At 51.6% G+C, this 18897-nt stretch carries 14 protein-coding genes, 1 tRNA gene and 4 rRNA genes; 8 read left to right on the forward strand and 11 right to left on the reverse strand.

Annotated features, from left to right (window positions below; all coding sequences use genetic code 11):
- The first annotated feature begins 10 nt into the window (after nucleotides 1-10).
- The 6 genes from ACJ9Y9_RS21750 to ACJ9Y9_RS21775 all read left to right on the forward strand — a co-directional run bounded on the left by ACJ9Y9_RS21750 (nucleotide 11) and on the right by ACJ9Y9_RS21775 (nucleotide 8276).
- Complete coding sequence (locus ACJ9Y9_RS21750) at nucleotides 11-3124, forward strand: efflux RND transporter permease subunit (RefSeq protein WP_028016981.1); 3114 nt, start codon at nucleotides 11-13, stop codon at nucleotides 3122-3124.
- A gap of 302 nt (nucleotides 3125-3426) precedes the next feature.
- Complete coding sequence (locus tag ACJ9Y9_RS21755) at nucleotides 3427-3648, forward strand: lipoprotein (protein ID WP_008502867.1); 222 nt, start codon at nucleotides 3427-3429, stop codon at nucleotides 3646-3648.
- Nucleotides 3649-4122: 474 nt separating this feature from the next.
- Nucleotides 4123-5148, forward strand: a complete 1026-nt coding sequence (locus tag ACJ9Y9_RS21760; protein ID WP_047071242.1) for an amino acid ABC transporter substrate-binding protein — start codon at nucleotides 4123-4125, stop codon at nucleotides 5146-5148.
- A 67-nt stretch (nucleotides 5149-5215) separates the two neighbouring features.
- Nucleotides 5216-6397: an amino acid ABC transporter permease gene (locus ACJ9Y9_RS21765; protein ID WP_028018576.1), complete on the forward strand. Its 1182-nt coding sequence runs from the start codon at nucleotides 5216-5218 to the stop codon at nucleotides 6395-6397.
- A gap of 9 nt (nucleotides 6398-6406) precedes the next feature.
- Nucleotides 6407-7510 (forward strand): amino acid ABC transporter permease, encoded by a 1104-nt coding sequence (locus ACJ9Y9_RS21770; RefSeq protein ID WP_028018575.1) that lies wholly within the window; start codon nucleotides 6407-6409, stop codon nucleotides 7508-7510.
- A 7-nt stretch (nucleotides 7511-7517) separates the two neighbouring features.
- Nucleotides 7518-8276, forward strand: a complete 759-nt coding sequence (locus ACJ9Y9_RS21775) for an amino acid ABC transporter ATP-binding protein (RefSeq protein ID WP_028018574.1) — start codon at nucleotides 7518-7520, stop codon at nucleotides 8274-8276.
- A gap of 106 nt (nucleotides 8277-8382) precedes the next feature.
- Here the strand turns inward: ACJ9Y9_RS21775 and rrf (ACJ9Y9_RS21780) are convergent.
- From rrf (ACJ9Y9_RS21780) to ACJ9Y9_RS21800, 5 genes are all read right to left on the reverse strand, one after another.
- Nucleotides 8383-8498 (reverse strand): 5S ribosomal RNA (gene rrf, locus ACJ9Y9_RS21780).
- A 43-nt stretch (nucleotides 8499-8541) separates the two neighbouring features.
- Nucleotides 8542-8617, reverse strand: a tRNA-Thr gene (locus tag ACJ9Y9_RS21785).
- A 13-nt stretch (nucleotides 8618-8630) separates the two neighbouring features.
- Nucleotides 8631-8746 (reverse strand): 5S ribosomal RNA (gene rrf, locus ACJ9Y9_RS21790).
- A 71-nt stretch (nucleotides 8747-8817) separates the two neighbouring features.
- Nucleotides 8818-11721, reverse strand: a 23S ribosomal RNA gene (locus ACJ9Y9_RS21795).
- Nucleotides 11722-11929: 208 nt separating this feature from the next.
- Nucleotides 11930-13469, reverse strand: a 16S ribosomal RNA gene (locus ACJ9Y9_RS21800).
- Together the 16S, 23S and 5S rRNA genes with 1 tRNA gene alongside form the textbook arrangement of a ribosomal RNA operon.
- 476 nt (nucleotides 13470-13945) lie before the next feature.
- On the opposite strand from ACJ9Y9_RS21800, the gene ACJ9Y9_RS21805 reads away from it, so the two are divergent.
- Nucleotides 13946-14500, forward strand: a complete 555-nt coding sequence (locus ACJ9Y9_RS21805) for a gamma carbonic anhydrase family protein (protein WP_028018478.1) — start codon at nucleotides 13946-13948, stop codon at nucleotides 14498-14500.
- Here ACJ9Y9_RS21805 and ACJ9Y9_RS21810 read toward each other — a convergent pair.
- The 6 genes from ACJ9Y9_RS21810 to dprA are packed head-to-tail and all read right to left on the reverse strand — an operon-like array spanning nucleotide 14476 to nucleotide 18259.
- Nucleotides 14476-14724, reverse strand: coding sequence for a DUF1488 domain-containing protein (locus ACJ9Y9_RS21810; protein ID WP_028018479.1), 249 nt, complete (start codon nucleotides 14722-14724; stop codon nucleotides 14476-14478). The genes ACJ9Y9_RS21805 and ACJ9Y9_RS21810 overlap by 25 nt on opposite strands.
- Nucleotides 14721-15539 carry a shikimate dehydrogenase gene (gene aroE, locus ACJ9Y9_RS21815; RefSeq protein WP_028018480.1) on the reverse strand — a complete coding sequence of 273 codons (819 nt, stop codon included), beginning with the start codon at nucleotides 15537-15539 and terminating at the stop codon, nucleotides 14721-14723. The genes ACJ9Y9_RS21810 and aroE overlap by 4 nt, the downstream gene beginning before the upstream one ends.
- Nucleotides 15540-15543: 4 nt before the next feature.
- Nucleotides 15544-16116, reverse strand: a complete 573-nt coding sequence (gene tsaC / locus ACJ9Y9_RS21820; protein WP_028018481.1) for an L-threonylcarbamoyladenylate synthase type 1 TsaC — start codon at nucleotides 16114-16116, stop codon at nucleotides 15544-15546.
- Nucleotides 16109-16663 carry a type I DNA topoisomerase gene (locus ACJ9Y9_RS21825; RefSeq protein WP_028018482.1) on the reverse strand — a complete coding sequence of 185 codons (555 nt, stop codon included), beginning with the start codon at nucleotides 16661-16663 and terminating at the stop codon, nucleotides 16109-16111. Before ACJ9Y9_RS21825 ends, tsaC begins: the two co-directional genes overlap by 8 nt.
- Nucleotides 16664-16689: 26 nt before the next feature.
- Nucleotides 16690-17163: a DUF494 family protein Smg gene (gene smg / locus ACJ9Y9_RS21830; protein WP_008503477.1), complete on the reverse strand. Its 474-nt coding sequence runs from the start codon at nucleotides 17161-17163 to the stop codon at nucleotides 16690-16692.
- Nucleotides 17135-18259: a DNA-protecting protein DprA gene (gene dprA / locus ACJ9Y9_RS21835; RefSeq protein ID WP_028018483.1), complete on the reverse strand. Its 1125-nt coding sequence runs from the start codon at nucleotides 18257-18259 to the stop codon at nucleotides 17135-17137. The genes smg and dprA overlap by 29 nt, the downstream gene beginning before the upstream one ends.
- Before the next feature lie 127 nt (nucleotides 18260-18386).
- Here dprA and def point away from each other — a divergent pair, with 127 nt between their 5' ends.
- On the forward strand, nucleotides 18387-18896 hold the full coding sequence (def, locus tag ACJ9Y9_RS21840) for a peptide deformylase (protein ID WP_028018484.1): 510 nt from the start codon (nucleotides 18387-18389) through the stop codon (nucleotides 18894-18896).
- Nucleotide 18897 lies beyond the last annotated feature (1 nt).

Consider the following 18897-nt stretch of genomic DNA (forward strand, 5'->3'; position numbering starts at 1 on the left):
GGACGACGACATGGCTAATTTCTTTATTCAGAGGCCTGTTTTCGCCTGGGTACTTGCCATCATTTTGATGATTGCAGGCGGGCTGGCCATTCTCAAACTTCCCGTCGCACAGTATCCGACCATCGCCCCTCCCGCCGTGGCCATATCCGCAACTTACCCGGGAGCAGATGCTCAAACGGTGCAGGATACCGTGACCCAGGTTATCGAACAGAACATGAACGGTATTGATAACCTGATGTATATGTCCTCCACCAGCGATTCAGCGGGTAACGTCACTATCACCCTGACTTTCCAGTCAGGAACCGATCCGGACATCGCCCAGGTGCAGGTACAAAACAAGCTGCAGCTCGCCATGCCGCTGCTGCCGCAAGAGGTGCAGCAGCAAGGGATTGGCGTGGAGAAATCCAGCAGCAGCTTCCTGCTGGTCGCCGGTTTTGTATCAGACAATAAAAACCTTACGCAGAATGACATCTCCGACTATGTCGCTTCGAACGTCAAAGATGCCATCAGCCGAACGTCTGGTGTCGGTGACGTGCAGCTGTTTGGCGCCCAATATGCGATGCGCATCTGGCTCGACAGCAATGCGATGAACAAATACCAGCTGACGCCGCTGGATATTATCAACCAGTTGAAAACGCAGAACGACCAGATAGCGGCAGGCCAGTTGGGCGGGACGCCATCCATCCCAGGACAGCAGTTGAATGCCTCGATCATCGCACAAACCCGTCTGAAATCACCGGAAGAGTTTGGCCGCGTGACGCTCAAGGTGAACCAGGACGGTTCCATGGTTCACCTGAAGGACGTGGCTCGCATTGAACTGGGTGGCGAAAACTACAATATGGTGACCAAAATCAACGGGCAGGCGGCAACAGGTCTGGGGATTAAACTGGCAACCGGGGCAAACGCGCTGGATACGGCAGCAGCCATCAAGAGCAAACTGGCGCAGTTGCAACAATTCTTCCCGCAAGGTCTGAAGGTTGTCTACCCGTATGACACCACGCCGTTTGTGAAAATCTCCATCCACGAAGTGGTGAAGACCCTGTTTGAAGCGATCGTTCTCGTCTTCCTGGTCATGTACCTGTTCCTGCAAAACCTGCGGGCGACGCTCATCCCGACTATCGCGGTGCCGGTCGTCCTGCTGGGCACTTTTGCGGTGCTGGCAGCATTCGGCTTCTCAATCAATACCCTCACGATGTTCGGGATGGTGCTGGCGATAGGTCTGCTGGTTGATGACGCTATCGTGGTTGTCGAGAACGTTGAACGTGTCATGGTTGAGGACAAACTGCCGCCAAAAGAGGCAACGCAGAAATCAATGGGGCAGATCCAGGGGGCACTGGTGGGTATAGCCATGGTGCTCTCGGCGGTCTTTATTCCAATGGCCTTTTTTGGTGGCTCGACGGGGGCGATCTATCGCCAGTTCTCACTGACTATCGTTTCGGCGATGGCGCTGTCTGTGCTTGTCGCGCTGATCCTTACGCCAGCGCTGTGTGCAACATTGCTTAAGCCAGTCTCCAGCGGCCACCATGAAAAAAAAGGGGGCTTCTTTGGCTGGTTTAATGCGCGCTTTGATCAGAGCGTGGAACACTACAGCAACAGCGTGAGCGGTATTTTGCGTAAGACCGGGCGCTATCTGGTGGTGTACGTCATTATTGTCGGTGGGATGGCGGTGCTCTTTCTGCGTTTACCCACCTCCTTCCTGCCCGAAGAGGATCAGGGGGTGTTTATGACGATGGTTCAACTCCCGGCAGGTGCGACCCAGACGCGGACTCAGCAGGTTCTCGATCAGGTTCAGGACTACTATCTGAACAAAGAGAAGGCAAATGTTGAGTCCGTCTTTACCGTTAACGGCTTTAGCTTCAGCGGCCAGGGTCAGAACTCTGGCATTGCGTTCGTCAGCCTGAAGCCCTGGGAGAAACGCCCGGGGGAGAAAAATGGCGTCGAGGCCATTGTCGGTCGCGCGACGAAAGCCTTCAGTCAGATTAAAGACGGCCTTGTGTTCCCGTTTAACCTACCTGCCATTATTGAGTTAGGTACCGCAACGGGCTTCGACTTTGAGTTGATTGATCAGGCTAACCTGGGGCATACCCAACTGACTCAGGCGCGTAACCAACTGCTCGGCATGGTGAAAGAGCACCCTGACCTGCTGGTGCGCGTGCGTCCTAACGGTCTGGAAGATACCCCTCAGTTCAAACTGGATGTTGACCAGGAGAAAGCCCAGGCGTTAGGTGTCAGCCTTTCTGACGTTAACCAGACGATCTCGACTGCGTTGGGTGGCACCTATGTGAACGACTTTATCGATCATGGTCGCGTTAAAAAGGTTTACGTGCAGGCCGATGCCCGATTCCGTATGTTGCCAGGGGACATTAACAGCCTCTACGTACGCAGCGCGAATGGGGAAATGGTCCCGTTCTCAGCCTTTAGCAACGCTCACTGGGTGTATGGTTCGCCTCGCCTGGAACGCTATAACGGGATGCCTTCCATGGAGATTCTTGGTGAGTCGGCACCGGGTAAAAGTACCGGTGAAGCGATGGCTATGATGGAGAGCCTCGCGGCAAAACTGCCTTCCGGCATCGGCTATGACTGGACGGGAATGTCATACCAGGAGCGGCTTTCCGGTAACCAGGCGCCTGCGCTATACGCCATTTCACTGATCGTGGTGTTCCTGTGTCTGGCAGCCCTGTACGAAAGCTGGTCCATTCCCTTCTCCGTCATGCTGGTAGTGCCGCTGGGTGTCATTGGGGCACTTCTCGCAGCATCATTGCGTGGTCTAAACAATGACGTCTATTTCCAGGTCGGCCTGCTGACGACGATCGGTTTATCGGCGAAAAACGCCATTCTGATCGTCGAATTTGCTAAAGACCTGATGGATAAAGAAGGTAAAGGCCTCATTGAAGCCACGCTGGAAGCCTCAAGAATGCGCCTTCGACCGATTCTGATGACGTCCCTTGCCTTTATTCTGGGTGTCATGCCGCTGGTGATCAGCACCGGGGCCGGGAGCGGCGCGCAAAATGCCGTCGGTACGGGCGTTATGGGAGGTATGCTTTCTGCAACCCTTCTGGCGATTTTCTTCGTGCCGGTCTTCTTTGTGGTTGTCCGGCGAAGATTTACTCGCCATAAAGATTAATGTTTCCCTGAAAGGCACCTCTGGTGCCTTTTTTATTTTTAACGTAAACAATGAATTAGGTATTAAAAAATAACCCTCTAAAAAAACGATTATTTGCATTAAGTAAAAACAGCTTCTTGCAACTCCACAATTCCTCCATTAATTCACCTTGAAAATGACTTTTCTCCACGATTTTTACAAACTACATAATTTGAGATTATTCCTCGTGTAACGAGGGCTTACCCTGGTGGTAAAATAACCTCCAGTTCGTTAATAGCCCTCCTGGCTTTATAGCGGATGAGAAATAATACTGAGGTAACATCATGAAAAGATTCATTTCCGTTGCACTACTCGCTGCGCTGCTTGCTGGTTGCGCGCACGATTCTCCATGTGTACCGGTTTACGACGACCAGGGCCGACTGGTTCATACCAATACCTGTATGAAAGGCACCACCCAGGATAACTGGGAAACAGCAGGCGCTATCGCCGGCGGTGCTGCCGCAGTCGCGGGCTTGACGCTGGGTATTGTTGCCCTGACTAAGTAACATCTGTTCAAAAAGCGCGGCCAAAGCCGCGCTTTTGCTTTTAATTAGTGCACTATTTTCAAATAAGTAAAAAAATAGCCCTGTATTTATCCTCGCGATTAATTCAAGCCTGAAGGCAATCACATCTTTTTAGTGAATCCATTTAAATTGCACACCCTATCGTGATGATTTTCACATATTAATAGCATTTAATACCCTGCCAATATTCACCCATGAAACTATCTACTCTTCCAATCCAAATAGCATTGAAACTTTTGCTCCGATTTGTGGCACAGGTTGTAATTTTGCACCGTTTCGGGGCGCTCGTTTTATTTAAGCCTGTCTACACTCAGCATTAAGCGTTCACTCGTCTCTTATTTTGTCGAACGCAAAACTGGCATTACGTTTGCTTTATAAACGTTGGCCAAAGCCACAGACAGGTAAAGCGTTTAAAAACGCCTCTATAACGATAAATTTCGCCACACAGGATGCATTATGAAAAAGACGATGATAGCCAGCCTGGCCGCTGCAGGCATGATGTTTGCCGTAGCCGGTCAAGCCCATGCGGGAACGACACTGGATGCCGTTAAAAAGAAAGGTTTTGTTCAATGTGGTATCAGTGACGGTTTGCCTGGCTTCTCTTATGCCGATGCTAATGGCAAATTTACCGGGATTGATGTGGATGTCTGCCGTGGCGTCGCCGCCGCCGTTTTTGGCGATGACAGCAAAGTAAAATATACCCCGCTGACGGCGAAAGAACGCTTTACGGCGCTGCAGTCCGGCGAGGTCGACATGCTCTCCCGTAATACGACCTGGACCTCTTCCCGTGATGCAGGTATGGGCATGTCATTTACCGGTGTAACCTATTATGACGGCATCGGCTTCCTTACCCACAATAAAGCTGGCCTGAAAAGCGCGAAGGAACTGGATGGTGCCACGGTTTGTATTCAGGCGGGCACCGATACCGAGCTGAACGTCGCGGATTATTTCAAAGCCAATAACATGAAATACACCCCTGTCACATTTGACCGCTCCGATGAATCAGCTAAAGCGCTGGAATCTGGTCGTTGTGACACACTGGCCTCTGACCAGTCACAGCTGTATGCGTTACGTATTAAGCTGAGCAATCCAGCGGAGTGGATTGTCCTGCCGGAAGTGATCTCGAAAGAACCTCTTGGACCGGTTGTCCGCCGTGGCGATGAAGACTGGTTCTCCATCGTTCGCTGGACGCTGTTTGCCATGCTGAATGCGGAAGAAATGGGCATCAACTCGAAAAACGTCGATGAGAAAGCGGCTAAACCATCCAACCCGGATATGGCACACCTGCTTGGTACAGAAGGTGATTTCGGCAAGGATCTGAAGCTGGATAACAAGTGGGCCTACAACATCATCAAACAGGTGGGCAACTACTCTGAGATCTTTGAACGCAACGTGGGATCGGAAAGCCCGCTGAAGATCAAACGCGGCCAGAACAATCTCTGGAACAACGGCGGTATTCAGTACGCGCCACCTGTACGTTAAGTCATAGCTGTAACGGGCACTGTTCCGGCAGTGCCCACTCCAGAGTCATGGTTACTGAGGTTTCTTTATGTCCCATCGCCGCTCAGCCGTAAAAGGATCGCTATCCTTTTCTCATCCCGCGGTCCGCGCCTGGCTATTCCAGATTATTGCTATTGTTGCGGTTGTTCTCATCGCCGTGTATCTCATCCATAACACCATCACCAACCTGAATAACCGCGGCATTACCTCCGGTTTCGCGTTTTTAGATCGCAGCGCGGGGTTTGGCATTGTTCAGCACCTTATTGATTACCAGGAAGGTGATACGTACGGACGCGTGTTCGTGGTCGGTTTACTGAATACGCTGTTGGTATCGGCGCTTTGTATCGTCTTCGCGTCGATACTGGGCTTCTTTATTGGTCTGGCGCGTCTTTCTGAAAACTGGCTCCTGCGGAAGCTTTCAACTGTCTACATCGAGACGTTCCGCAATATCCCCCCGCTGCTGCAGATTTTCTTCTGGTATTTCGCCGTACTGCGTAACCTTCCCGGTCCCCGCCAGGCCGTTGACGCGTTTGATCTGTTTTTCCTGAGTAACCGAGGGTTGTCTATTCCTTCACCTCTGCCAGGCGAAGGACTTTACGCTTTCATTGGCGCGATAGTGATAGCGCTTGCTCTTTCTGTTGCAGTATTCCGCTTTAACCGCAAGCATCAGATCAAAACCGGCCAGCTTCGTAAAACCTGGCCAACGGCTGCTGCCTTGGTTATCGGCCTGCCGCTTTTGACACACTGGCTCTTTGGTGCCGCACTACACTGGGATGTTCCACATCTGCGTGGTTTTAACTTTCAGGGCGGGATGGTATTGATCCCTGAACTGGCATCCCTGACGCTGGCACTTTCGATTTATACGTCCGCATTTATCGCTGAGATTATCCGTTCAGGGATCCAGGCCGTACCGCATGGACAACACGAGGCAGCACGCTCTCTGGGGTTGCCCCATACCGTGACGCTTCGCCAGGTCATCATACCTCAGGCATTAAGGGTCATCATTCCCCCCCTGACCAGCCAGTACCTCAACATTGTCAAAAACTCATCGCTGGCCGCTGCCATTGGTTACCCCGATATGGTGTCACTGTTCGCCGGAACCGTGCTTAACCAGACAGGGCAAGCCATTGAAACCATCGCCATCACCATGTCTGTCTATCTGATCATCAGCCTGGTGATTTCATTGCTGATGAACCTCTATAACCGTCGTATAGCACTGGTCGAGCGCTAAGGAACTATGATGACAAAAGCGATACTGTCGCACTCCTCGCGCCCTGCCCACTCGACAGGTGGACGCTTCATTCTCTGGGCGCGTAAGAATCTGTTCTCCAGCTGGAGTAACAGCCTGCTGACGATTGTCTGCCTGTGGCTCATGTGGGTGTTGATTCCTCCCTTGCTGAACTGGGCATTTTTACAGGCCAACTGGGTTGGTTCAACCCGAGCAGACTGCACAAAATCCGGCGCCTGCTGGGTGTTTATTCATGAGCGTTTTGGGCAATTCATGTATGGATTGTATCCGCACGAACAACGCTGGCGGATTAATCTGGCGCTGGTTATTGGCCTGCTATCAATCGCTATCATGTTCTGGAAAAAGCTGCCGCATCGTGGACGCTATATTGCCGTCTGGGCCGTGGTCTATCCGATTATTGTCTGGGTGCTGTTGTATGGCGGTTTCCTGGGGCTGGAACGCGTTGAAACCCGCCAGTGGGGCGGTCTAACGTTAACGCTAATTATCGCTTCAGTGGGAATAGCCGGTGCTCTGCCGTGGGGGATTTTACTTGCCCTGGGACGGCGTTCAAAAATGCCTGTCGTGCGTGTCCTTTCCGTTATCTTCATTGAGTTCTGGCGCGGTGTACCGCTCATTACCGTTCTGTTTATGTCCTCGGTCATGCTGCCGCTGTTTATGGCAGAAGGTACAACGATCGACAAACTGATCCGCGCCCTGGTCGGTGTGATTCTCTTCCAGTCCGCCTATGTCGCTGAAGTTGTGCGCGGTGGTCTGCAGGCGTTGCCTAAAGGCCAGTACGAAGCAGCGGAATCACTGGCGCTCGGTTATTGGAAAACGCAGGGGCTGGTCATTCTTCCCCAGGCACTCAAGCTGGTTATCCCGGGTCTGGTTAACACGATCATTGCCCTCTTCAAAGATACCAGCCTGGTAATCATTATCGGATTGTTCGATCTCTTTAGCAGCGTGCAGCAGGCCACCGTAGACCCCGTCTGGCTGGGGATGTCCACCGAAGGATATGTCTTTGCTGCCCTAATCTACTGGATCTTTTGTTTTAGCATGTCGCGCTATAGCCAGCATCTGGAAAAGCGCTTTAACACCGGGCGTACACCGCACTGAGGAAATTATGAGCCAAATTACTATGACACCCGCCGACGCGATGATTACGCTGGAAGACGTAAATAAATGGTACGGACAGTTTCATGTCCTGAAAGACATCAACCTGAAGGTTAAACAGGGCGAACGCATCGTACTTTGTGGACCTTCAGGTTCAGGTAAATCCACGACTATTCGCTGTATTAACCATCTGGAAGAACATCAACAGGGACGTATTGTTGTTGATGGTATTGAGCTGAATGAAGATATCCGCAATATCGAACGTGTTCGTCAGGAAGTAGGAATGGTGTTTCAACACTTTAATTTGTTCCCACATCTAACCGTCCTGCAGAACTGCACGCTGGCACCAATCTGGGTTCAAAAGTTGCCCAAAAAGGAGGCCGAAGCACTGGCGATGCACTATCTGGAACGCGTCCGCATTGCCGAACATGCCAATAAATTTCCAGGCCAGATATCGGGTGGTCAACAGCAGCGTGTGGCTATCGCCCGCTCGCTTTGTATGAAGCCCAAAATCATGCTGTTTGATGAACCTACCTCAGCACTGGACCCTGAAATGGTGAAGGAAGTCCTGGATACTATGATTGGGCTGGCACAATCCGGGATGACCATGTTGTGCGTGACACATGAAATGGGATTTGCCAGAACCGTAGCAGACCGGGTGATCTTCATGGATCGTGGCGAGATTGTCGAGCAGGCACCGCCAGATGAGTTCTTTGCTCATCCGAAGTCAGAACGCACACGGACCTTCTTGTCACAGGTGATTCATTAGTCGTTTTCTCTGCCGGGTGGGGGTTGCGCCTTGCCCGGCCTACCGTTTTTTCTGCACATAAACGCAAAAAGGCCATCCTTTCGGATGGCCTTTTCACTTGTTTGATGTCTGGCAGTTCCCTACTCTCACATGGGGAGACCCCACACTACCATCGGCGCTACGGCGTTTCACTTCTGAGTTCGGCATGGGGTCAGGTGGGACCACCGCGCTAAAGCCGCCAGACAAATTCTTTTACTTCTTGCCGAACTTTAACCTAAGTATAAAGTGGTGCTGATACCCAGAGTCGAACTGGGGACCTCACCCTTACCAAGGGTGCGCTCTACCAACTGAGCCATATCAGCACGCTAAATTTGATGCCGGCAGTTCCCTACTCTCACATGGGGAGACCCCACACTACCATCGGCGCTACGGCGTTTCACTTCTGAGTTCGGCATGGGGTCAGGTGGGACCACCGCGCTAAAGCCGCCAGGCAAATTCTGTTAAATCTGTATCAAGGCTGAAAATCTTCTGTCTCTCTTCGCCGAAACAGCTTCGGCGTTGTAAGGTTAAGCCTCACGGTTCATTAGTATCGGTTAGCTCAACGTATCGCTACGCTTACACACCCGACCTATCAACGTCGTAGTCTTCAACGTTCCTTCAGGACTCTCAAGGAGTCAGGGAGAACTCATCTCGGGGCAAGTTTCGTGCTTAGATGCTTTCAGCACTTATCTTTTCCGCATTTAGCTACCGGGCAATGCCATTGGCATGACAACCCGAACACCAGTGATGCGTCCACTCCGGTCCTCTCGTACTAGGAGCAGCCCCCCTCAATTCTCCAGCGCCCACGGCAGATAGGGACCGAACTGTCTCACGACGTTCTAAACCCAGCTCGCGTACCACTTTAAACGGCGAACAGCCGTACCCTTGGGACCTACTTCAGCCCCAGGATGTGATGAGCCGACATCGAGGTGCCAAACACCGCCGTCGATATGAACTCTTGGGCGGTATCAGCCTGTTATCCCCGGAGTACCTTTTATCCGTTGAGCGATGGCCCTTCCATTCAGAACCACCGGATCACTATGACCTGCTTTCGCACCTGCTCGAGCCGTCACTCTCGCAGTCAAGCTAGCTTATGCCATTGCACTAACCTCCTGATGTCCGACCAGGATTAGCTAACCTTCGTGCTCCTCCGTTACTCTTTGGGAGGAGACCGCCCCAGTCAAACTACCCACCAGACACTGTCCGCAACCCGGATTACGGGTCTACGTTAGAACACCAGCCATTAAAGGGTGGTATTTCAAGGTCGGCTCCACGCAGACTGGCGTCCACGCTTCAAAGCCTCCCACCTATCCTACACATCAAGGACCAGTGTTCAGTGTCAAGCTATAGTAAAGGTTCACGGGGTCTTTCCGTCTTGCCGCGGGTACACTGCATCTTCACAGCGAGTTCAATTTCACTGAGTCTCGGGTGGAGACAGCCCTGCCATCATTACGCCATTCGTGCAGGTCGGAACTTACCCGACAAGGAATTTCGCTACCTTAGGACCGTTATAGTTACGGCCGCCGTTTACCGGGCTTCGATCAAGAGCTTCGCGTTGCCGCTAACCCCATCAATTAACCTTCCGGCACCGGGCAGGCGTCACACCGTATACGTCCACTTTCGTGTTTGCACAGTGCTGTGTTTTTAATAAACAGTTGCAGCCAGCTGGTATCTTCGACTGATTTCAGCTCCACCCGCAGGGGCTTCACCTACATATCAGCGTGCCTTCTCCCGAAGTTACGGCACCATTTTGCCTAGTTCCTTCACCCGAGTTCTCTCAAGCGCCTTGGTATTCTCTACCTGACCACCTGTGTCGGTTTGGGGTACGATTTCGTGTTACCTGATGCTTAGAGGCTTTTCCTGGAAGCAGGGCATTTGTTACTTCAGCACCGTAGTGCCTCGTCATCACACCTCAGCGTTAAAAGAAGTCCGGATTTACCTAAACTTCCCGCCTACATGCTTAAACCGGGACAACCGTCGCCCGGCTAACATAGCCTTCTCCGTCCCCCCTTCGCAGTAACACCAAGTACAGGAATATTAACCTGTTTCCCATCGACTACGCCTTTCGGCCTCGCCTTAGGGGTCGACTCACCCTGCCCCGATTAACGTTGGACAGGAACCCTTGGTCTTCCGGCGTGCGGGCTTTTCACCCGCATTATCGTTACTTATGTCAGCATTCGCACTTCTGATACCTCCAGCACCCCTCACAGGACACCTTCAACGGCTTACAGAACGCTCCCCTACCCAACAACACATAGTGTCGCTGCCGCAGCTTCGGTGCATGGTTTAGCCCCGTTACATCTTCCGCGCAGGCCGACTCGACCAGTGAGCTATTACGCTTTCTTTAAATGATGGCTGCTTCTAAGCCAACATCCTCGGCTGTCTGTGCCTTCCCACATCGTTTCCCACTTAACCATGACTTTGGGACCTTAGCTGGCGGTCTGGGTTGTTTCCCTCTTCACGACGGACGTTAGCACCCGCCGTGTGTCTCCCGTGATAACATTCTTCGGTATTCGTAGTTTGCATCGGGTTGGTAAGCCGGGATGGCCCCCTAGCCGAAACAGTGCTCTACCCCGAAGATGAGTTCACGAGGCGCTACCTAAATAGCTTTCGGGGAGAACCAGCTATCTCCCGGTTTGATTGGCCTTTCACCCCCAGCCACAAGTCATCCGCTAATTTTTCAACATTAGTCGGTTCGGTCCTCCAGTTAGTGTTACCCAACCTTCAACCTGCCCATGGCTAGATCACCGGGTTTCGGGTCTATACCCTGCAACTTAACGCCCAGTTAAGACTCGGTTTCCCTTCGGCTCCCCTATACGGTTAACCTTGCTACAGAATATAAGTCGCTGACCCATTATACAAAAGGTACGCAGTCACACCACGAAGGTGCTCCCACTGCTTGTACGTACACGGTTTCAGGTTCTTTTTCACTCCCCTCGCCGGGGTTCTTTTCGCCTTTCCCTCACGGTACTGGTTCACTATCGGTCAGTCAGGAGTATTTAGCCTTGGAGGATGGTCCCCCCATATTCAGACAGGATACCACGTGTCCCGCCCTACTCTTCGAGTTCACAGCCTGTGCATTTTCGTGTACGGGACTATCACCCTGTACCGTCGGACTTTCCAGACCGTTCCACTAACACACAAGCTGATTCAGACTCTGGGCTGCTCCCCGTTCGCTCGCCGCTACTGGGGGAATCTCGGTTGATTTCTTTTCCTCGGGGTACTTAGATGTTTCAGTTCCCCCGGTTCGCCTCGTTAACCTATGTATTCAGTTAACGATAGTGCAAAGAATTGCACTGGGTTTCCCCATTCGGACATCGCCGGGTCAAAGGTTCATATCACCTCGCCGGCGCTTTTCGCAGATTAGCACGTCCTTCATCGCCTCTGACTGCCAGGGCATCCACCGTGTACGCTTAGTCGCTTAACCTCACAACCCGAAGATGTTTCTTTCGATTCATCATCGATTTGCGAAAATTTGAGAGACTCGAACACACATAACATGTGTGTCGTTTCAATTTTCAGCTTGATCCAGATTTTTAAAGAGCAAAATTTCACAATGCACTTCGCAGTACATTTTGAAATTTATCATTCATCAGACAATCTGTGTGAGCACTGCAAAGGCAGGTTCTTTAAGGTAAGGAGGTGATCCAACCGCAGGTTCCCCTACGGTTACCTTGTTACGACTTCACCCCAGTCATGAATCACAAAGTGGTAAGCGCCCTCCCGAAGGTTAAGCTACCTACTTCTTTTGCAACCCACTCCCATGGTGTGACGGGCGGTGTGTACAAGGCCCGGGAACGTATTCACCGTAGCATTCTGATCTACGATTACTAGCGATTCCGACTTCATGGAGTCGAGTTGCAGACTCCAATCCGGACTACGACGCACTTTATGAGGTCCGCTTGCTCTCGCGAGGTCGCTTCTCTTTGTATGCGCCATTGTAGCACGTGTGTAGCCCTACTCGTAAGGGCCATGATGACTTGACGTCATCCCCACCTTCCTCCAGTTTATCACTGGCAGTCTCCTTTGAGTTCCCGGCCGGACCGCTGGCAACAAAGGATAAGGGTTGCGCTCGTTGCGGGACTTAACCCAACATTTCACAACACGAGCTGACGACAGCCATGCAGCACCTGTCTCAGAGTTCCCGAAGGCACCAAAGCATCTCTGCTAAGTTCTCTGGATGTCAAGAGTAGGTAAGGTTCTTCGCGTTGCATCGAATTAAACCACATGCTCCACCGCTTGTGCGGGCCCCCGTCAATTCATTTGAGTTTTAACCTTGCGGCCGTACTCCCCAGGCGGTCGACTTAACGCGTTAGCTCCGGAAGCCACGCCTCAAGGGCACAACCTCCAAGTCGACATCGTTTACGGCGTGGACTACCAGGGTATCTAATCCTGTTTGCTCCCCACGCTTTCGCACCTGAGCGTCAGTCTTTGTCCAGGGGGCCGCCTTCGCCACCGGTATTCCTCCAGATCTCTACGCATTTCACCGCTACACCTGGAATTCTACCCCCCTCTACAAGACTCTAGCCTGCCAGTTTCGAATGCAGTTCCCAGGTTGAGCCCGGGGATTTCACATCCGACTTGACAGACCGCCTGCGTGCGCTTTACGCCCAGTAATTCCGATTAACGCTTGCACCCTCCGTATTACCGCGGCTGCTGGCACGGAGTTAGCCGGTGCTTCTTCTGCGGGTAACGTCAATTGCTGAGGTTATTAACCTCAACACCTTCCTCCCCGCTGAAAGTACTTTACAACCCGAAGGCCTTCTTCATACACGCGGCATGGCTGCATCAGGCTTGCGCCCATTGTGCAATATTCCCCACTGCTGCCTCCCGTAGGAGTCTGGACCGTGTCTCAGTTCCAGTGTGGCTGGTCATCCTCTCAGACCAGCTAGGGATCGTCGCCTAGGTGAGCCGTTACCCCACCTACTAGCTAATCCCATCTGGGCACATCTGATGGCAAGAGGCCCGAAGGTCCCCCTCTTTGGTCTTGCGACGTTATGCGGTATTAGCTACCGTTTCCAGTAGTTATCCCCCTCCATCAGGCAGTTTCCCAGACATTACTCACCCGTCCGCCGCTCGTCACCCGAGAGCAAGCTCTCTGTGCTACCGCTCGACTTGCATGTGTTAGGCCTGCCGCCAGCGTTCAATCTGAGCCATGATCAAACTCTTCAATTTAAAAGTTTGATGCTCAATGAATTAAACTTCGTAATGAATTACGTGTTCACTCGTTGAGACTTGGTATTCATTTTTCGTCCGAGGACGTTAAGAATCCATGTCACTTTGAGTGCCCACACAGATTGTCTGATAAATTGTTAAAGAGCAGTTGCAACGCGGCTTTCAGCTCACCGTTGCGAGGTGGCGTATATTACGCTTTCCTCTTTCAGAGTCAACCCGTTATTTCAGGATTTTTTCTCTTCAACCGACCGGGTTGTTTGTGAAGTGATTCACATCCGCCGTGTCGATGGAGGCGCATTATAGGGATCCCATTTTTTAGCACAAGTACTTTTTGGATCTTTTTTTCCGACTGACGATTTTCCGCGCTTTTCGCTGAAAACCCACCCGATCTGCTTAAATATTGACGCATTTTACCTTGCCTCGATCCAATATTATGATCAAAGTCTTCTATATAGCGCTCATCCATAGAGGTAGATATGCCCTCAGTATTACGTCCCTATAAAGATCTGTTCCCCAAAAAAGGCGATCGCGTGATGATCGATGCCAGCAGCGTGGTCATTGGTGATGTGCGAATAGCCGCTGATGTCAGTATTTGGCCACTTGTCGCCATCAGGGGGGATGTCAACTATGTGTCGATTGGTGCCCGTACCAATATTCAGGATGGTAGCGTTCTGCACGTCACACACAAATCCTCATACAACCCTGAGGGCAATCCGCTCATCATTGGAGAGGATGTCACTATCGGCCATAAAGTGATGCTTCACGGCTGCACTATCGGTAATCGGGTGCTTGTGGGGATGGGCTCGATTTTGCTGGATGGTGTGATAGTAGAAGATGATGTAATGATTGGCGCTGGAAGTCTTGTCCCGCAAAACAAACATCTGGAAAGCGGTTATCTCTATTTAGGTAGCCCGGTGAAACAGATCCGCCCCTTAAAAGAGGCGGAAATAGAAGGGTTGAGATACTCAGCGAATAACTATGTGAAATGGAAAGATGAGTATTTGGCTCAGGACAACCAGACCCAGCCCTGATCGTCTTCCTGCTGATCGCGGATCAAATCGCTGGCTTCCTCTTCGAGATCCCAGCGATTCTCACAAAAGACGTCTAGTGGATGAGAACCGCCAAAGCGACTCAGCAGCGTTTCTCCGCCGATCGCACAGGTCAATTGCATCCCGTGCACCAGCACCGGAAAGCAGACAGCCTGTTTGCTCTCATCCCAGACTTCTCTATCAGGAAAATGAATTGCCTGGTTCACTCAGTCAATTCCTGCTTCAGCTTTTCAATCACCGGTTCGACCGCAGGTAACACTCCGTGCCAGAGCAGCACCGCATGTGCCGCCTGCCCCACCAGCATACCCAGTCCATCCGCCAGATGCTTCGCGCCGTGTTGCTCACACCAGTTCAGGAAAGGTGTCTTCCCTTTCTGATAAAACATGTCGTAGAAATAGATGTGGTGACTCACCAGTGCAGAAGGGATCGCCGGAACTTCGCCACCAATACCGCTAGAGGTGGCATTAATGATCAGATCGAACTCGTGACCCGCCAGATCATCAAGCGCAACTGCGCTTACACTGCCGGTATGTGCGAACAACCCCGCTAACGCTTCTGCTCTGGAAAACGTGCGGTTGGTAATTGTCACAGCACAATCAAAAGATAAGAGAGGAAGCAGTACGCCACGAGAAGCCCCGCCCGCACCTATCAGTAGAATTCGAAAACCCGGTTTAATAAATGACAGTCTTTCCAGGTCGCTAAGCAACCCGATACCATCCGTGTTATCGCCAAGTAACCGCCCATCCTCAAGCCGTTTTAGCGTATTCACGGCACCGGCAAGAGAAGCACGTTCAGTCAGTTCATCTGCGCGTTCAAAAGCTTCTTCTTTGAAAGGTACCGTCACATTTGCACCTTTACCGCCCGCGTCGAAAAAAGCATTCAGGGTCGGAACAAATGCGTCAACAGGTGCCAGCACGCGGCCATAGGGATGAACTATCTGGAGCTGGTCAGCAAACTGCTGATGGATCCAGGGTGACTTACTGTGCGCTATCGGATTACCAAAAACAGCATAAGCTTCCATCATATTACCCCTGGCGAAAACGTTCGCCGGTCAAAGCGTCGCGGATTTCCGACGGATTCAGTCGACCACCCGTTTCACCCAATGCTACCGGGAAATCGCTCCCGAACTGCGCCAGTACTTCTTCAGTTGTTCGGCACGGAGGCAGCCCGGTCAGGTTGGCACTGGTTGAGACCAGTGGTTTGCCAAACGCCAGGCACAGTTCCACCACCAGCGGATGGTCGGTGACGCGGACGGCGAGGGAATCAAACTTTCCGGTTAACCAGCGCGGTGTCGAAGGTTGCGCCGGAAAAACAAAGGTCACAGGCCCTGGCCACGCGGAGAAGACAGTCTCCCGCTGAGCCGGTGTTAACATGGAATCATCAATATAAGGCTTTAGTTGTTCATAATTGGCAGCGATTAAAATCAGCCCTTTTTCGACGGGCCTCTGTTTGAGTGCCAGTAATCGGCCAACGGCCGTCTCGCTGTCAGGATCGCAACCGACCCCAAAGACAGCTTCAGTTGGATAGGCGATGACTTCTTCATTTTTCAGGACATCCACCGCATGCGCAATGGAGCCTGATGGCAGGTTATTATTCACTATTTTGATCCGCCGAAACCGGCTTTCCACATTGTTTACTGGCGCAAAAGCGTTTCATACCTTGCGCCGTTTTCTTCTCAATAAGTAGCGGATAATTGCAATGAGTGCAGACGCCCGCTACCGGTTTGAAATTGATAACGAACTGGCATTCAGGATAGCGATCGCAAGAATGGAAGGTCTTACCAAAACGAGAACGACGCTGTACCAGTTGCCCACGCTGGCATTGAGGACAAGCAATAGCCGTTTCATCCGGTTTATCAATTTGTTCTGTATGTTCGCATTCAGGGTAACGGCTACATCCAATGAACATGCCGAAACGCCCCTGACGCAGCGCTAACTCACCGCCGCAGAGAGGGCAAAGCTGCCCCTCCAGAATTTTAACGATATGTCCGTCCGCCTGGCTTTTCAGGGGACGGACATAATCACATTCCGGATACTGTGAACAACCGAGAAACGGGCCGTGTTTCCCGGACCGAATAACAAGTTCAGCCCCGCACTGCGGACAGGGCTCATTTTTATGCACCGTGAATAGTGCTGATTTGGCCATAACAACTCTTGGTGCTGCATATTGAATTAATGCAGCATACCTTCATTCACTTCAAAGAGTAATTCTTCCATCTGCTGATAGGCATTTTCACAGCCTGGAATATTAAACAGAACCATCAGGATCACCCATTTGAGGTCTTCCAGTTCAAATTCTGCTGTATCCAGCGCCATGACGCGCTCTATCACCATTTCTCTCGTTTCGAGGTTTAGCACCTGAATCTGCTCAAGGAATAAAATGAATCCCCGGCAGCTGGCGTCCAGCCTTTCACACTCTTCAGCGGTATAGATGCGTACAGACAATGGGTCAGAAGCAAGCTGCATAGGTTCGGCAAGGCCTTCCTGATAATCAGCTAACTTTTCCAGCCACATCAACGCATTATAGATATCTTCCCGCTCAAACCCCGCATCGGTAAGATCCTGTGTCAATTTGTCCTGATCCACTCGCATTTCTGCTTCGTTATGGATGTAAGTCTCAAACAAATACATCAGTACGTCGAACATGGCATGCCCTCCTTAATCGGACATAGCCGCCGGGTACAGCTGCGATCCACCCTGCTAACTCCAGTTCGAGTAGCTGTGCTACCGTTACTGGCACAGGTTGGCCGGCACGTTCAGCGACAACGTCAACAGGTGTTACCTCATCTCCTACGTTAGCCAGGAGCTTGGGAAATGGCAATGCCACCTTTCCCTGATCTGATGAATATTGTCGCTTTTCGGGATCTTCCTGCAGCCATTGCAACCCATATTGCAAATTTTCAAGAATGTCCCCGACTTCCGTTACCGGTGTTGCCCCTTGCTTAATCAGCCAGTGGGGCCCCTCGCATCCGGGATTGCCTATCGGACCAGGCAGGGCGAAGACTTCTCGCCCCTGTTCGAGCGCGCATCGAGCTGTGACCAGTGAACCGCTTCTCCGCGCCGCTTCAACGACCAGTACGCCTCTGCTAAGCCCGCTGATAATTCGATTACGACGTGGAAAGTTTGCTGGTCTGGGCTGCGCCGAAAGAGGGAACTCAGACACTATCGCACCGCCAGATTCGATGAGACGTATAGCCAAAGCCTGATGCCGACGGGGATAAATGCTAAAAAGACCGTTCCCCAACACGGCTACACTACGACCTTTTACTGACAGCGCAGCGTTGTGGGCAACGCCATCAATACCACAGGCCAGCCCGCTGGTGATCGTGAACCCACTTTGTGAAAGTTGTTCGCACAGGATCCTCCCCCATCGCTCGCCGTACCATGACGGTGCGCGGCTACCTACAACAGCCAACTGGATAGTGTTAAGCGCCTCAGGGTTGCCTTTTACAAATAACGCCCCCGGATAATCAGGAATAGTTCGAAGCAAGGGGGGATAAAGCGGATCATGTGCCGTTAATAATTGATTGTCCGGCTGCTCAAGCCACATCAGGCTGCGTTCCAGCTCATTTTCATCTGGAGCAAAGAACCTTTCAGCTTGCTTTGCTGTCAGCCCGGCGTTTCTGAGAACAGGAACATCTATGCTTTTCTGATTCTGTAGCCGTGCGACGGCGTCCAGCATTGCATCACCACAAAGAGACCCTGTATGTATTAACCGTAACCATATCTCGGTAGATGTCATCCTTTCCCCTGCCATAAGCGGCCTCCGCAATCATTGCGATTGGTCACTGATGCTGTCAATCAATGGGGGATTTGTCTAGAATAGAGGTATTATTGTTATCAACTCCTGAACACGACTCTGGAAATTTATGGCAGTTTTGCAAGTGTTACATATTCCGGACGAGCGCCTTCGCATCGTCGCTGAACCGGTTAAAGAAGTGAATGCAGAAATTCAGCGTATCGTAGATGATATGTTCGATACCATGTACGCCGAAGAAGGCATTGGCCTTGCGGCGACTCAGGTGGACATTCACAAGCGCATTATCGTGATCGACGTTTCTGAAAATCGCGATGGTCGTCTGGTGCTGATCAATCCTGAGTTGCTTGAGAAAAGTGGCGAAACCGGTATTGAGGAAGGCTGTCTGTCCATTCCGGAACAGCGCGCTTTAGTGCCGCGTGCCGAAAAAGTGAAAATTCGCGCTCTGGATCGTGACGGTAATCCGTTCGAGCTGGAAGCAGACGACCTGCTGGCGATTTGTATTCAGCATGAGATGGATCATCTGGTCGGTAAACTGTTTATCGATTACCTCTCACCACTGAAACAACAGCGTATTCGCCAGAAAGTAGAGAAACTGGATCGTATGCGCTCTCGTGCATAAC

The sequence above is a fragment of the Enterobacter sp. CPE_E1241 genome, assembly GCF_045618265.1.
Classification (GTDB): Bacteria; Pseudomonadota; Gammaproteobacteria; order Enterobacterales; family Enterobacteriaceae; genus Enterobacter; species Enterobacter adelaidei.